10 protein-coding genes are annotated in these 15,604 nt (G+C 40.4%); 9 read left to right on the top strand and 1 reads right to left on the bottom strand.

The window, feature by feature from the left end; all coding sequences use genetic code 11:
• Positions 1–60 precede the first annotated feature (60 nt).
• The 9 genes from H6F39_RS13785 to rpsD all read left to right on the top strand — a co-directional run bounded on the left by H6F39_RS13785 (position 61) and on the right by rpsD (position 14,008).
• Positions 61–633: a hypothetical protein gene (locus tag H6F39_RS13785; protein ID WP_137909020.1), complete on the top strand. Its 573-nt coding sequence runs from the start codon at positions 61–63 to the stop codon at positions 631–633.
• Between the two features lie 147 nt (positions 634–780).
• The gene (locus H6F39_RS13780) at positions 781–2,034 is read left to right on the top strand and encodes an MFS transporter (RefSeq protein ID WP_137909021.1); all 1,254 of its coding nucleotides are present in this window, start codon (positions 781–783) and stop codon (positions 2,032–2,034) included.
• A gap of 126 nt (positions 2,035–2,160) precedes the next feature.
• Positions 2,161–4,053, top strand: a complete 1,893-nt coding sequence (ilvB, locus tag H6F39_RS13775) for a biosynthetic-type acetolactate synthase large subunit (protein ID WP_190396871.1) — start codon at positions 2,161–2,163, stop codon at positions 4,051–4,053.
• Positions 4,054–4,423: 370 nt separating this feature from the next.
• The gene (locus H6F39_RS13770; protein WP_137909023.1) at positions 4,424–6,166 is read left to right on the top strand and encodes an FAD-dependent oxidoreductase; all 1,743 of its coding nucleotides are present in this window, start codon (positions 4,424–4,426) and stop codon (positions 6,164–6,166) included.
• Between the two features lie 107 nt (positions 6,167–6,273).
• Positions 6,274–6,528: a heterocyst-inhibiting protein PatX gene (gene patX / locus H6F39_RS20775; RefSeq protein ID WP_137909024.1), complete on the top strand. Its 255-nt coding sequence runs from the start codon at positions 6,274–6,276 to the stop codon at positions 6,526–6,528.
• A 655-nt stretch (positions 6,529–7,183) separates the two neighbouring features.
• On the top strand, positions 7,184–8,416 hold the full coding sequence (locus tag H6F39_RS13765) for an inorganic phosphate transporter (RefSeq protein WP_190372361.1): 1,233 nt from the start codon (positions 7,184–7,186) through the stop codon (positions 8,414–8,416).
• A 380-nt stretch (positions 8,417–8,796) separates the two neighbouring features.
• A complete protein-coding gene (locus H6F39_RS13760; protein WP_190396870.1) occupies positions 8,797–11,136 on the top strand; it encodes an EamA family transporter in 2,340 nt (779 codons plus the stop codon).
• 494 nt (positions 11,137–11,630) lie between these two features.
• Positions 11,631–12,530 carry a heterocyst differentiation master regulator HetR gene (gene hetR, locus H6F39_RS13755; protein ID WP_137909027.1) on the top strand — a complete coding sequence of 300 codons (900 nt, stop codon included), beginning with the start codon at positions 11,631–11,633 and terminating at the stop codon, positions 12,528–12,530.
• 869 nt (positions 12,531–13,399) lie between these two features.
• Complete coding sequence (rpsD, locus tag H6F39_RS13750) at positions 13,400–14,008, top strand: 30S ribosomal protein S4 (RefSeq protein ID WP_028082312.1); 609 nt, start codon at positions 13,400–13,402, stop codon at positions 14,006–14,008.
• A gap of 257 nt (positions 14,009–14,265) precedes the next feature.
• Here the strand turns inward: rpsD and moaA are convergent, their stop codons facing one another.
• Positions 14,266–15,252 carry a GTP 3',8-cyclase MoaA gene (gene moaA, locus H6F39_RS13745; protein ID WP_168358868.1) on the bottom strand — a complete coding sequence of 329 codons (987 nt, stop codon included), beginning with the start codon at positions 15,250–15,252 and terminating at the stop codon, positions 14,266–14,268.
• Positions 15,253–15,604: the final 352 nt, after the last annotated feature.

Genomic DNA, 15,604 nt, shown 5'->3' with positions numbered 1-15,604 from the left:
ACAGTAAATTTTTATTTTAATTTAGTATAAAATTCTGACAGATCCGAAAATAAAAAACCAATGACCATTATTATTTGTCCGGGAATTCATGCACCAGAATTAACTAAAAGTTTTATCCAAGAGTGCTTAAATAAAGACCAAGAAAGTTTGGATATGGGAAAGCCCACAGATATACTAATTTTTCCGGGAGAAGGTTATTTAACTTTATCAACATTTCATATTTTACATTTTTTGCGCGATCGCCTCCGTGATAAACTAGAATCTCCTCTTATATTCTTATGCTTTAGTGCTGGTGTAATTGGGGGTATAGGTGCCGCTACAGGGTGGCAACTTTTGGGAGGTCACGTTCAGGCTTTTATTGCCATTGACGGTTGGGGAGTCCCTCTAGGGGGCAACTTTCCCATTCATCGTTTAAGTCATGATCATTACACCCATTGGACTTCAGCTTATCTCGGTATAAGAGAAAATAACTTTTACGCAGATCCAGCAGTTGACCATCTATCAATGTGGCACTCCCCCCAAACAGTCCCAGGGAAATGGGTAAACCCCCCCGCTGGGTTCTCTCCACCCAAAAACTACCTTACCGCCTCTGAATTTCTCAATTTCATATTACAACAGTATCACAATAAATAGTGATTATTTGAGGAATTACGAAAAATGCGACCGAAGAGCTTATTGTTAATCAAGAGTAATTCATCTGGACATATCCCTTTTTTTTGCCCATAGCCTTGATTATGTTATGCGTAATTACATCAATTGTTCTCCAAATTTAAGTATCTAATGCTGCCCACTAAATCTACTACTATTAATCACGGATTTGCCGCACTGGTAAAAAATAGGGGCTTTATGCTCCTGTGGATTGGGCAACTGATTTCCCAATTGGCAGATAAGGTATTCTTTGTATTAATGATTGCCTTACTCAAACTCTATTTGCCCGTTAATGGTGGAGGAGAAGACGGACGTTTTTATTTGTATATGGCATTTACCGTCCCTGCCATGTTGTTTGGTTCTGCTGGTGGTATTATCGTTGACCGTGTACCAAAAAAACTGATTATGGTCGCTTCAGATGCGGTGCGTGGGGTGTTAATGCTCTTAATTCCCTTCCTACCGCGAGAATTTGCCATTCTCCTATTCTTCACCTTTTCTATCTCCACCGTTACCCAGTTTTTTGCCCCCGCAGAACAGGCTGCTATTCCGCTTTTGGTCAAAAAAGAAGGTTTAATGGCTGCCAATGCCCTATTCAGCAGCACAATGATGGCTGCGTTAATTATTGGCAATGCCGTGGCCACTCCTATGTTAAATTGGTTTGAAAGTTTTAACAAGGGTTTTGGTAAAGAATTGGTAGTTGGCTGCTTATACCTGCTTTCTGCCCTGATCATGATGCCCATTCATTTTCGAGAACACAGACCTAACCAGGAAACAGCCCCAATTAATCCCTGGGCTGAATTTATGTTAGGACTACGCTATCTCAAACAAAATCGGCTGGTATGGAATGCTATGCTGCAAATTGTCACCTTATACTGCGTATTTGCCGCCCTGATAGAATTAGCCATTGGCATGGCAGCCAGGTTACATTTAGCACCGGAAGAATTTAGCTCTTTTGTGGCTGCCGCTGGGGTGGGTATGGTTATAGGTGCGGCTATTTTAGGGCATTTCGGCCATCGTTTACATCATAAACCCTTGCCTTTAATTGGGTTTATAATTATGGCATTCTCTTTAGGCTTATTCATTTTTATTGACAACCAACCCTTAGCATTAGGACTGTGTATTTTCTTAGGTGTAGGTGCTGCTTTTGTTAACGTGCCAATGCAAACCTTAATTCAACAACAAACACCACCAGAAATGCACGGTAAGGTCTTTGGCTTTCAAAATCATGCCATTAATATCGCCCTGACCGCACCTCTATTAATTACAACCAAGTTAGTTAATGCCTTTGGTTTATCTGTTGTATTATTGGGAATGAGTGTAGTTGTGGGAGCTATCGGTATCTGGTCCTGGCAAAATACTCGCAAAGTATTGCAAGATGTAATCTAAAGTTGTACAATCTTAATCTATTCTCATCGCATCTCAATTTATGATCTGTGAGAATTTTTAAATTAAAATCAAGTCTTAAATACAAAATCTAAGCGTTAATTTTAGTTATACCTTGAGGCCTAAACCGTGCTTTCGTCTTCTTCAATCAGCCCCCCAAAATCTGAAAATCACAACCAGTCTCCTGTCTCCCCAAATTCCCCAGTTTACCCCCAACGGACTTCTGGAGGTTTCGCGCTCATAGATAGTCTTATTCGTCATGGTGTTGAGCATATTTTTGGTTATCCCGGTGGCGCAATTCTACCTATTTATGATGACCTCTATAAAATAGAAGCAGCGGGTACTATTAAGCACATCTTGGTCAGACACGAACAAGGAGCATCCCACGCGGCTGATGGTTACGCCCGTGCTACTGGTAAGGTAGGAGTATGTTTTGGTACTTCTGGACCAGGGGCAACCAACTTAGTGACAGGTATCGCTACAGCTTACATGGATTCTATACCCATGATTGTAGTCACAGGACAAGTACCACGAGCCGCAATTGGTACAGATGCTTTTCAGGAAACAGATATTTATGGGATTACTTTACCCATTGTTAAGCATTCTTACGTAGTCCGCGATGCTAAAGATATGGCGCGGATTGTAGCTGAAGCTTTCCACATTGCCAGCACAGGTAGACCGGGACCTGTTTTAATTGATGTGCCAAAAGATGTAGCGTTAGAAGAATTTGATTATGTTCCTGTAGCACCAGGTTCGATTAAATTACCGGGTTATCGTCCCACAGTCAAGGGAAATCCCCGCCAAATTAATGCCGCCATTCAATTAATTCGAGAAAGTCGTCGCCCTTTGTTGTATGTTGGAGGAGGAGCGATCGCTGCCAATGCCCACGAAGAAGTTAAAGAACTGGCAGAATTATTTAATATCCCCGTCACCACTACCTTAATGGGTATCGGTGCATTTGATGAACATCATCCCCTCTCCTTAGGAATGTTGGGAATGCACGGCACGGCCTACGCAAATTTTGCTGTTACAGATTGTGATTTATTAATTTGCGTTGGTGCGAGATTTGATGACCGAGTTACAGGTAAATTAGACGAATTTGCCTCTTTAGCCAAAGTCATTCACATTGATATTGACCCCGCAGAAGTCGGTAAAAACCGCGTTCCCGAAGTCCCCATTGTGGGGGATGTTAAAAACGTCTTAAAAGACTTATTACGGCGATGTCAAGACGCAAATAGGAAAGCCACACCTAACCAAAATCAAGAATGGTTAAACCTAATTAACCGTTGGCGACAAGATTACCCTTTAATTGTCCCCCATCACGCCGATAGTATTTCTCCCCAAGAAGTAATTGTCGAAGTTGGTAGCCAAGCCCCTAACGCATTTTATACCACAGATGTCGGTCAACATCAAATGTGGGCAGCCCAATTCCTCAAAAATGGTCCAAGACGCTGGATTTCTAGTGCCGGTTTAGGCACAATGGGGTTTGGTGTCCCTGCGGCCATGGGTGTGAAGGTGGCATTCCCGGACGAACAAGTGATCTGTATTAGTGGTGATGCCAGTTTCCAAATGTGTTTACAAGAATTGGGGACTTTAGCACAATATGGAATTAATGTCAAGACCCTAATTTTAAATAACGGTTGGCAGGGAATGGTGCGACAATGGCAAGAAGCCTTCTATGGTCAACGTTATTCGTCTTCCAACATGGAAGTAGGAATGCCTGATATTGAGCTTTTAGCCCAGGCTTATGGGATCAAGGGGATGGTAATTAGTCAGCGGGAAGAGTTGGCAGATAAAATTGCCGAAATGCTGGCACACAATGGACCTGTCATTGTCAATGTTCATGTAACCAGAGATGAAAACTGCTATCCCATGGTAGCCCCTGGTAAGAATAACTCCCAAATGGTTGGTTTACCTCAACAAACACCAAAAACCGCTGTGGAATCAATTTCTTGCAGCAATTGTGGTACACAAAACCAAGCTAATCATAATTTCTGTTCTGAGTGCGGGACTAAATTGTAATTAGATAAATTGTAATTAGATTTTATAGAACGGTAAAGCACATTGCGCTTTACCCTGTTCTAGTCCTGACAAGTAGAAAATTATCTGCGGTGAACTTCCCTATTCCTGTACATAACTAGGACGGGAAGTGGTGGTTAATAGACTCTAGACATATTTTGCCTAAGTTCTAATTGGGCAGCTTTTCATGTATTGAATGGATCTTCTAATATATAAGAGAATAATTGCTGTAATTTTATAGATGTAGGTTGGGTTAACCTAAGCAAACCTAACATTATCAAAGTTTTTGTTGGGTTGCACTAGCGATTAAGCAAACACACAGTTTTTTATCATCTGTGGTAAATGTCTTTTAAATTAATATTATGAATATAACATGAATCAAATTTATACAACGGATGTGTTAGTTGTCGGTGGTGGCACAGGTGGAACTGTGGCCGCTATCCAAGCAGCGCGGAAAGGTGTAAAAACCATCCTAGTGAGTGAATTTGCCTGGTTAGGAGGAATGCTTACCTCTGCGGGGGTATCTGCACCCGACGGCAACGAATTACAAGCCTTTCAAACAGGTTTATGGGGTGCTTTTTTACAAGAATTGCAACATAGGCAACCAGGAGGATTAGATCATAGTTGGGTCAGCTTTTTTAGTTATGATCCGCGCATAGGTGCAGAAATATTTGCCGACTGGGTGCGAGAATTACCTAATCTTCAATGGATTTCCAGAAAAGTTCCTTTAGAGGTTTTGCGAACAAAGGACTGTATTACAGGTGTACGCTTTGCTGACTTCACCGTCAACGCCAAAATTATTCTTGACGGCACAGAATTAGGAGATTTATTAGCTTTAGGAGAAATACCATTACGTTGGGGTTGGGAATTACAGTCAGAATGGGGAGAACCCAGCGCACCCGCAAATTTTAACTCCCTGACCCAAACCTATCCAGTGCAAGCACCCACTTGGGTAGTAGTAATGCAAGATTTTGGGAACAATATCGCCCCAGAAATTTCTCCAGCCCCTAACTATGATCCATCCCAGTTTACAGGAGCTTGGGATGACTATGGTCCAGAAAAATTTTTGAACTATGGACGCTTGCCCGGCAGTCGATTTATGATTAATTGGCCTATTGCGGGCAACGACTACTGCCAAAATGCCAATCGGTTGCTAGATGCAGGGGTGAAAAAGCAGGAATTTGTGCGAGAATGTTGCTGGCACAGTCAGAATTTCGCTCATTTCATTCAAACTCAGTTTGGTAGGCGTTACGGATTAGCTGCAAACCTTTTTCCTCATGCTAATTCCGCTTTTGCCCTTCATCCCTATTATCGGGAAAGTCGCCGCTTAGTAGGCTTAACAACTGTTTGTGAACAAGATATTCTGCCTTTAGCTAACAGTAAAACCGCACCACCATTTCATGATGCCATCGCTGTCGCTAACTATGCCAACGATCACCATTATCCAGGTGTTGAGTTTTTATTGCAACCTAAATCTATCCGTTGGGGTGGAAGATGGACAGGAACACCCTTTACTATCCCCTATTCCGCGCTCATCCCCGCCAATACAGATGGTTTTCTGGTTTGCGAAAAGAACATTTCCGTTTCCCATATTGCTAATGGGGCCACCAGACTCCAACCTGTGGTCATGGGAATTGGTCAAGCCGCCGGTATGGCAGCTGCTATGAGTGTTGTGCTAGGATGTCAGCCCAGAGATTTACCAGTGAAGAGTTTGCAGGCTGCATTATTGACGGATGACTATGCACCAGTCTTAATTGTTCCCCTGTTTAACTTATCAACTGATCATCCTGATTGGTTACACTGGCAAACTTATTATTTAGACCACCCAGAAGCTTATCCTGCTGATGGTAATTGTCCTTGTATTTTGGACCAGACCGATAATAAATTCAACCTCAACTGCTTTACAGGGAAATTTAAACGGCTGGACGAGCAAAACTACCAATTCAATATCACAGAAAAAACCAATTTAACGACGACAAATTGGCAGCTTGTGGCATTGCGATCGCATATAGACCAGCAATTACAAACTCTTCCCTCAGCAAAAATACTCAAGATTTGGGGGCGGCCAAATCCCTCTGGGAATTGGTTACTTGTTGAGCATCTTGAAGAAGTATAAAATTAACTTTTATTCAGTAAAATACAATACTTTTTTGCAAATTTTCCGGATAGACATATAAATATCAAGGATTAATGAAGTAGAGAGTTCTAAAATAGACATCTACTATGCGTGCTGCCATTTCACTTTTAGTATCGAGTCTGGTATTTGGCTCCTTAGCTTTTAACTGCGAAGCAGTACAGACTCGTTTTTCCACTCTGTCTAGGCTCAAGTCCGATTACCAGCCTTCACCTTTGACCAACGAGAGTTTCACTTTTGGTGAAACGAAGTTCAACCTGGCTGATAACTCTAAACCTAGTCCTAATGACCCACAAACGCCCAATCCTCATCGAGGTAGTGGTCGCAGAAGTCTAGATGGATAACTGGGAGTATTGTCAGTTCTGTTATTTAACAGGTAGTTAGATATTAATACCTGCCAACGATCAAGATGATATTACCGGATTATCAGACAATTAATTCTGCCTACCACTTCTTGTATTGAGACGACATAGACATTTACAGCACTACACTTGTGGGATTCTATCGTCGATAAGTTTCTCTTGTACTGACACTAGATATAGCTAGTTACAAGCACTATATCTTTGATCAGTTATATAGCTCTTCAGCACCTAAGCTATAAGTATTTCAATTTCTCTGCTAAAAACATAGACAGTTACAGCACTTCATATCGACAGAAAATTGTTCACTATTTCATCAAAACATCCGGTAATTACTTACCCTCTTAACCTGTATTCCTCTTAATCAGGAATATAGTTAATCCTTGTCTCTTACAAGAATGTCTCATTAACTTTAGTTTTTGTCCAGCACCACAGGCAACATCTAGACTCGAGAGTTGTACTTGGTGCATAAGGTTAAAAGCTATCAGTCGTGAAAGGAGACATTCCCCTCAAGTGATGGATAGATCAAGTTATTTTGTCGAGCTTACTAACTCGCCTGAATTTTGACAGCCAAAAAAATGGAAAATGTAAATCATTCATCAAAATCTTTACCTGTTAACCGGGGCGCATAGTTTATTTTATGGCAATACTTGTAATAGTCGCCCTTTTAGCCTTCTATATGGCCTGGAATCTGGGTGCAAATGATGTCGCTAATGCCATGGGAACTTCTGTGGGTTCTAAAGCGATTACACTCACACAGGCAATCATTATGGCTGGGGTGTTAGAGTTTCTTGGTGCTGTCTTATTTGGACAAGAGGTAACATCTACCTTGGGAACAAAAATTGCTGATCCAGCTTTATTTGCTACGACACCACAAACTTTAGTCATGGGCATGATCTCGGTACTCCTGTCGGGTGGAATATGGCTACAAGTTGCCACATCCAGGGGTTTACCTGTATCGTCGTCTCATGCCATTGTCGGGGCGATCGCTGGCTTTAGTTGGGTATCATTAGGAATAGAGGCAATAGATTGGTCGTCTGTCGGTTTAATTACCATTGGCTGGATTTTAACACCCATAATTAGTGGTGCAATCTCCGCTGGTTTATATGGTCTAATTCGACACTGGATTTTTAATCAACTTCATCCCCTGTCCCAGTTACAAGAATGGACTCCCTGGTTAAGTACATTGCTATTGAGTATATTTGGTGTTATTGTTCTCCCCACAATTACTCAACCTTTCAGCCAGTTTTTACTTACAGAGAGAAAATTGAATATTCCTCCTCACGATATTACCCTATTCATCACTGGAATGGCTGCAATAGCCCTGACTTTGATCAGTTGGCGAGAATTAGCAAATAGTCAAATTGACAATCAAATTCAAGGTTTATTTGCCAAATTTCAAGTTATCAGTGCTTGCTTTGTCGCATTTGCTCACGGTTCTAACGATGTTGGTAATGCGATCGCTCCCCTGGCAGTAATTTACTACATCAATCAACAAGGTAAAGTCCCTAATGATCAACTCACTATTCCCCTTTGGATTCTGCTTTTAGGTGCTGTGGGAATTGTGGCAGGTTTAGCAGTTTGGGGAGAAAAAGTTATTACCACCATTGGCAAAAATATTATTTCCTTAGAACCTAGCAGTGGATTTTGCGCCGAACTGGCCACAGCAATGACAATTTTACTAGCTTCCCGTTTAGGTTTACCCGTTTCCACTTCCCACGCCCTTGTCGGTGGAGTTGTCGGTATTGGACTGGTACAAAATCTTCAAGCTATCAAACTTTCCACTATCCAAAATATTGCCGCCGCCTGGTTAATTACAGTCCCCATCAGCGCCGCCATGAGCGCTATTATCTTCACTATCGCTAATAGATAATAGATAATAGGTAATAAGTAATAAGTTAATAAATAGGAAAATTCTTCCTCCTCGACTTCAGACCCCACCTGTAAATTCTTGAATTTTGCCACACCCTCTGGAAAAGAGAGAAGATTTTTCCACAATTTCTGCCCATTAATCACTATAATTAAAAGGAATAGACACATATCAGACACTCTTTTAGCTAAGAGATGCCGACCTGTTCACAACTATAATTCCGTAATCATAAGATGGGTACTAATCTTGTATAAGTTAAGTAAATTTATAAATCTAGTGAAATTGTTCAGTTTCCTCTATTTTCTGAAGGAAACTTAATATAAGTGTTGATTCGGTATTCGGAGCAGCTACTTAATCATCAAGGTGTTAGAGGCTAGAAACTGATGGGGCGATTTGAGAAGCGACCAGAAAACCCACGCATTAGAGGTGAGCTATCCAGAGCCGCAGAAAATGCTCTGTGGGATGTAGTTGAGGATTTAGAAAATCTTCAACAAAATCTCTTGAGGACGTTACAGGAAGATGTAAAACGGCTAGAAGCGGAAAAAAACCGATTATCTCAAGATATTCAAAAATTAATTGAGGAAAAAGAACAGTTACAGCAATCACGACAAATTACTGAACAGCAGGTGTTAATTCGTCAGTTAGCAGAAGTTTTAGCTAAACACATCTCTTCCCAATTACAATCCTCATTGAAAACTTTAGCTACGCAAACCCTAGAGCATAACCCCTCTAACCAACTTTCACTTAAAAATACTCAATTTAATGATAGTGCAGTTAATGAGAACGGACAGAATGTTAGTACCATGATAGACAGTCTTGATCATACTGTCACTAATGCCTTTAGTTCACTATCACAAGAACTCAAAAACTATCAAAGTGATCTTTCTCAACAGTTGGCGCGGATGTATAGTCAACAGCAGCAAGGAGAAACAATATTAGCAGAGTTTGTTAACAGGCTACGCAATGAACTAGAAAAAAATAGAGACACAAACTCTCTAAATATAGCCATGGGAGGCGCGCCAACAGTTTTACAATTGGCTGATAGTCTACGTGGCGAAACCATAACTCATCAAAATGGTAATGGGGAAAAATCTACAAAAAAAATCATTATTGAACCGGTTGCTTTGATTCCTCATGAATTACCACAGGGTGATTCTACATCAGCAGCAACAATCGCTATATTATCTCCATCGGCAGCGAAAAACCCTGAAACCGGTTCTTTGATAAATCCAGATTTACCAACTACTTCACCAGAAGATGAAAACCCTGAAACCGGTTCTTTGATAAATCCAGATTTACCAACCACTTCACCAGAAGATGAAAACCCTGAAACCGGTTCTTTGATAAATCCAGATTTACCAACTACTTCACCAGAAGATGAAAACCCTGAAACCGGTTCTTTGATAAATCCAGATTTACCAACTACTTCACCAGAAGATGAAAACCCTGAAACCGTTTCTTTGATAAATCCAGATTTACCAACTACTTCACCAGAAGATGAAAACCCTGAACTTACTGCTGTCTTGACTTCTAAAGTATTAACAGCACCAGCACTAGGAAATACACCACCTGAACTTAGTTCTGTCTTAACTGCTAATTTATCAACCAGACGACCTCCTGCACCAAAATTAAGGCGGGAAATAACACCCAAACAACAAACAACTCCGAGACAACAAAGACAACGAACATCTCCCAACTCGTCAGAGTTGCAGATAGGTTTTTTCTTGATTTCCTTGTATACAGTGGTTTCGTCTCTTTACAATGTGGCCATTAAGGCAATCTTCTTTACGGGTTCTAATTTTAATTCTTCGGGAGGATTGGAAACACAGCAGTTGATCTTGCCTACATTGGGTAATATTTTCTTAATTTTAATGCTACGTTTATTAGTGGTTGTGCCATTAATGTTATTGCTGTCGCCTATATTACATCCCCCAATTTGGCAAGACTTAGAAAATTTATTTGCTTCCTTACGGGGGAAAGCAATTCCCAGCCAGAACAACACTAAACAGGCTTTATTTTTATCAGTAATTAGCGGTTTCTTGTTATTTTTATCGCAGGTACTTGTTTATCTGGCTATTGGTGAAGTAACCACGTCCATGGCGATCGCTCTTTTCTTTATCTATCCGGTTATGAGTGTTTTTCTGTCGTGGTTTTTGTTTCAGGAGCGTCCTAATTTATTTATCACTGGTGCAATGGCGGCAATTTTCGCTGGTGAATTGTTAATTTTGGGTGGTCAGGTAGTGGTGAACAATACCTCATTAGGAAGCACTACAGCCATTCTATCCGGGCTAGTATTTGCAATTTACGTCATTGTTACTAGAATATGCGCCACCAAACTCAAATTACATCCCGTATCTTTGACACTAATTAACTTTACTACCATGCTGTTATTAAGTTTTACGTGCTTAATCATACCTTTACCAAGTAATTTAGGTTTAGTAATTAACTCATCTAATGTACTCGAACTGGTTTTAAGTGCTTTTATATTAGGTGTTTTAACCTTGTGCGGTTACTTATTCAATAATTTTGGCATTCGTAAACTAGGCGCTCCTCTCTCCTCTTTAATTGGGGCTACAGTCCCAATTTTTACGGTAATTTTCGCCGGTTTAATGCTGCAAGAATCCCTGGATATTGTACAGATTATGGGAGTTATATTAGTTACTGTGGGTGCGGCCTGTATTAGCTGGAGAAAAACACCAAATCAGCCACAACCTTCTAAATAGTCAGTTCTCAGTGGCTACTGGTAATGGTAAAATTCCTATTACCTATTACCTGTCCTCCCTTTAGAACTTATTCAGTCCAGATTAACGAGTATCAAAAATCATACGTAAGAAAAGACTGGAAGAAATTTTTTTGCAAAATATATAGATATTTAAGAAAGAGAAAGTTATACTGGGTTCTAATAGAAAAAATGCAAATCATTCTACTTTACCCGTCCTCCTCTGTAACCCTGCATCCCAAAACCCTCGATATTTAAAGTTTCCGAGTCATACCAGAGGGAGGGGTTAGTTAGTCTGAGGCAAAAAATTGCCAATTTGCTCCCTGAACATTTACTACCTAAAAATTTCCGAGTCAACCAGTAATTTTAGGTTTGAAGTTGAGAGATCATTTTTTTTAGGTTTGAAGTTGAGAGATCATTTTTTCAAAATGGGTGTATAATCAGTAATTTAATTTGAACATCATACTTGTAACCGAGCCATTAAACCGTCTGTAGAATATGACCAACGACATAGATCTGATTAAGCGTCTTGGACCTAGTGCTATGGATCAGATCATGCTTTATCTAGCCTTCAGTGCCATGCGGACAGGTGGACACAGGCATGGAGCATTTTTAGATGCAGCCGCAACAGCAGCCAAGTGTGCAATTTACATGACCTATTTAGAGCAGGGACAAAACCTGCGAATGACCGGACATTTGCACCACCTTGAGCCAAAGCGAGTTAAAATAATTGTTGAAGAAGTAAGACAAGCTTTAACTGAGGGCAAACTGCTAAAAATGCTAGGTTCCCAAGAACCTCGCTATCTGATTCAACTTCCTTATGTCTGGATGGAAAAATATCCTTGGCAACCAGGAAGATCCCGTGTTCCTGGTACGAGTCTAACCAGCGAAGAGAAAAAACAAATTGAGCAAAAGCTACCGAAAAATCTTCCTGATGCTAAGTTAGTCACCTCATTTGAATTTATGGAGTTAATTGACTTTCTTCATAAGCGATCGCAGGAGGACTTACCCCCTAGTCACCAAATGCCCTTGAGTGAAGCATTAGCAGAACATATCAAGCGTCGGCTCTTGTATTCAGGAACAGTAACACGCATTGATTCTCCTTGGGGTATGCCCTTTTATGCTCTAACTCGTCCTTTTTATTCTCCTGCTGATGATCAAGAGCGCACATACACGATGGTAGAGGATACAGCCCGATATTTCCGGATGATGAAATATTGGGCAGATCGGAAACCAAACACGATGCGGGCTGTGGAAGAACTGGATATTCCGGCTGATCAAATCGAGCAAGCAATAGACGAATTAGACGAAGTTATTCGTTCTTGGGGGGATAAATATCACCAGGAGGGGGGAGTACCAATGATCTTACAAATGGTTTTTGGTCATAAGGATGAATAGAAGACACTATTTGTATCTTGCGTAGGGTGGCACACTTACCAGGAGTACAGTGATAAATCTATTTATTCATGGGAACTGATGGGCTTGCCTATATTCTCTTATTTGGATTGTAACCCAATATATTGGTAGATAATCCGCCAAAACTCTATATCCTTCACTGGCATCAATACAAGTATCTCATGCCTAGGTGGGACACAAATCAATTTGCCGACGTAAACCGGGGACACACTTAACAAAAGTGTCTAAATTTGTTGATATCTGATCACTGTGACTAATCCTATCTACACAGGTTGCTAAATCCTGTGGATATTGTGGTGACAGAAATCAAGGGCAACCACAGGTGTAATTTGTGTAGGCTGATAAATTCTGACTACATAATCAGGATCACTCCCGTGGTTGAAGTGTTGGGGCAAAAATTTGAGATGCTGGTTTAGCTGTGGTACTTATACTCAATGAGCTAGTAGGTACAAACCTGATGGTCGTCTCGATAGGAATCGGTAACAGTCATAGTCGCTAAACTACTGGTTAACAATCACCTATAATTATCAATGATGCTGTAAATACAGTGAAGCAATAATTTGTTGATTTGTTCCCAAAGTTACTAATTTTTTTGCTTTCTTTCGATAACTATTCTCCAATTAACCAAGGTTATGCTACCTGAGAATCTGATTCCCCATCTTCTCCCATTCAGTCAGGTCGGTGTAATCACCAAAAATACGCCAAAAGTTGGTGGATTTAACTGATTGATTGCTGTGAATATTATCTGTAAATAGAAGACAATTTACCTATAAAATGTCTATTATGATTGGGAACTATGTCATAATAGTAGGTCTGAATAAAATTTTAGAAGGATTAAATTAAGGAAACTCATGTCCCGATATAGAGGACCCCGCCTCAGAATTGTCCGTCGTTTAGGCGAATTACCAGGCTTAACTCGGAAGAGTGCTAGACGCGCTTATCCCCCAGGACAACATGGTCAAAACCGTAAAAAGCGATCTGAGTATGCTATCCGTTTAGAGGAAAAGCAAAAACTCCGCATGAACTACGGTTTGACCGAAAAACAAATGCTGCGCTATGTCCGTAAAGCTAGACGAGTAGCTGGTTCTACTGGACAGGTATTACTGCAATTGTTAGAAATGCGCTTGGATAATACCGTTTTCCGTATGGGTATGGCTCCGACAATCCCGGCCGCTCGTCAATTGGTGAATCATGGTCACGTAACTGTTAATGGTCGAGTAGTAAATATTGCCAGCTATCAATGCCGTGCCGGTGAGGAAGTTGCTGTGAGAAACAGAGAAGCTTCTAAGAAGTTAGTGGAAGCTAACCTGCAATATCCCGGTTTAGCTAATCTTCCTAGTCATTTAGAGTTTGATAAAACTAAATTGGCTGGTAAGGTCAATAGTATAATTGAACGGGAATGGGTGGCACTACAAGTTAATGAACTACTTGTGGTGGAATACTACTCACGTCAAGCCTAGGACAATTTTGGATTTTGGATTTTGGATTTTGGATTTTGGATGGGAATTGTTTTTCTTGGCATTGACAATCCAAAATCTAAAACAGAACTTGCTGGCATAATACCCTAAATCGTAGTGAGGACTTTAGTCCTCTCTTCGAGAGTCTACGAGAACAATCATCAGAGCTAAATCTCTAGCTAAAAACAGAAGATTATAATTTATTTTTTGTGACAATTGTGTCAGCCCTATAAAATCTAAGATTCCCTGATATTAACTGACTAACCACCAATCTGGGACATAGTACGGGCATAAGTGCCGAGAGTACCAGAGTCACGTTGTTTAAAGTTTATTTCTGATTTGATATTTAAAATTTGTCTCACTTGTGTTTGTAGATCTGTGGTACTAATACCAGCGCGTAAAGATGATTTTAAGTCAATTTGACCGGTTTCATTTAATAAGCAAGGACGTAGCCAACCATCGGCGCTAAGACGCATCCGGTTACAGCGATCGCAAAAACATTCTGACATTTGGCTAATAAATCCTAGTGTGCCTTTAGCCCCAGGAATTTGAAATATATCCGCAGGTCCATTACCACAAACTTGCGATTCTGTCAAGCCCCAACGCTCATAAATGGATTGACGTAAATCTGCTGAAGATACCCAACCGCGATCGCTAAATAGGTCTTTGTTCCCAATAGGCATAAATTCAATAAATCTAACGTGCCATTGTTTATCAATAGTTAAAGCAGCCAAGTCTAAAATTTCATGGTCATTAACGCCAGGAATTACCACTACATTTAATTTCAACGGGTTAAATCCCACCCTATAAGCAGCTTGGATACCTTCCCACACTTGTTGCCAGCGTCCACGTCCATGATTACCGACAATTTCTGCAAATATATGTGGATCTAAAGAATCTAAACTAATATTAATTCTTTTTAAACCTGCATCATAGAGATTTTGGGCTATGGGAGCGAGTAGAAATCCATTTGTAGTCATTCCTAGATCTTCAGTTTGGGGAAGATGAGCAATTTTCTCAACTAAATCAACTACATGAGGACGGAGTAAAGGTTCACCACCCGTTAAACGAAAGCGGGTAAAACCAACGGGGATAAATACCTCTTGAATGAGGGTAAGCAGTTCCTCATCAGTTAATAATTGCTGTTTGACGATATAATCAAGTTCTGCACCTTCGGGCATACAGTATTGACAACGAAAGTTGCAGCGATCAATTAAACTGATGCGGAGGTAGTCCACCTTGTTTATAGTTGCGCTGGTTGTCATATTAGGGAAGTCAATTACTTAGAGCGGTTGTACCAACATCATCTTAACTGATTTTTCAAAGGAATAAAACAAAGGTAAATGATCAGTTAGCGATCGCGCTATTGTCTCTCCATCCATAAATTCAAAGAGATATTAAAGTATTAGTATTACTTTCCAATTATATAGACTTAAGTGCAAGTTCAAAAGCTAATTGATAACCATAAAAACACACATCAAACTCCTGAAAAAAGAGGAGGTAAAGTTAATACTGCTCCAAAAATTTCATCGTAAGTAATGTTAGCAATACAGAAAACTCCTTACAGAGTGTGGTTACTGTATTTTAGCATAAATGCGG

Origin of the sequence: Dolichospermum sp. FACHB-1250, from assembly GCF_014696335.1 — a bacterium.
Taxonomy (GTDB): domain Bacteria; phylum Cyanobacteriota; class Cyanobacteriia; order Cyanobacteriales; family Nostocaceae; genus Dolichospermum; species Dolichospermum planctonicum.
Note: the sequence above shows the minus strand (reverse complement) of the source record. Positions and strands in the feature narration are given on the sequence as shown.

What these genes read in the sequence shown, in the direction of transcription:
- H6F39_RS13780 (WP_137909021.1), top strand. Translation starts at nt 781, where the DNA reads ATGCTGCCCACTAAATCTACTACTATTAATCACGGATTTGCCGCACTG.
- rpsD (WP_028082312.1), top strand. Translation starts at nt 13,400, where the DNA reads ATGTCCCGATATAGAGGACCCCGCCTCAGAATTGTCCGTCGTTTAGGC.
- H6F39_RS13785 (WP_137909020.1), top strand. Translation starts at nt 61, where the DNA reads ATGACCATTATTATTTGTCCGGGAATTCATGCACCAGAATTAACTAAA.
- H6F39_RS13765 (WP_190372361.1), top strand. Translation starts at nt 7,184, where the DNA reads ATGGCAATACTTGTAATAGTCGCCCTTTTAGCCTTCTATATGGCCTGG.
- patX (WP_137909024.1), top strand. Translation starts at nt 6,274, where the DNA reads ATGCGTGCTGCCATTTCACTTTTAGTATCGAGTCTGGTATTTGGCTCC.
- hetR (WP_137909027.1), top strand. Translation starts at nt 11,631, where the DNA reads ATGACCAACGACATAGATCTGATTAAGCGTCTTGGACCTAGTGCTATG.
- H6F39_RS13760 (WP_190396870.1), top strand. Translation starts at nt 8,797, where the DNA reads ATGGGGCGATTTGAGAAGCGACCAGAAAACCCACGCATTAGAGGTGAG.
- H6F39_RS13770 (WP_137909023.1), top strand. Translation starts at nt 4,424, where the DNA reads ATGAATCAAATTTATACAACGGATGTGTTAGTTGTCGGTGGTGGCACA.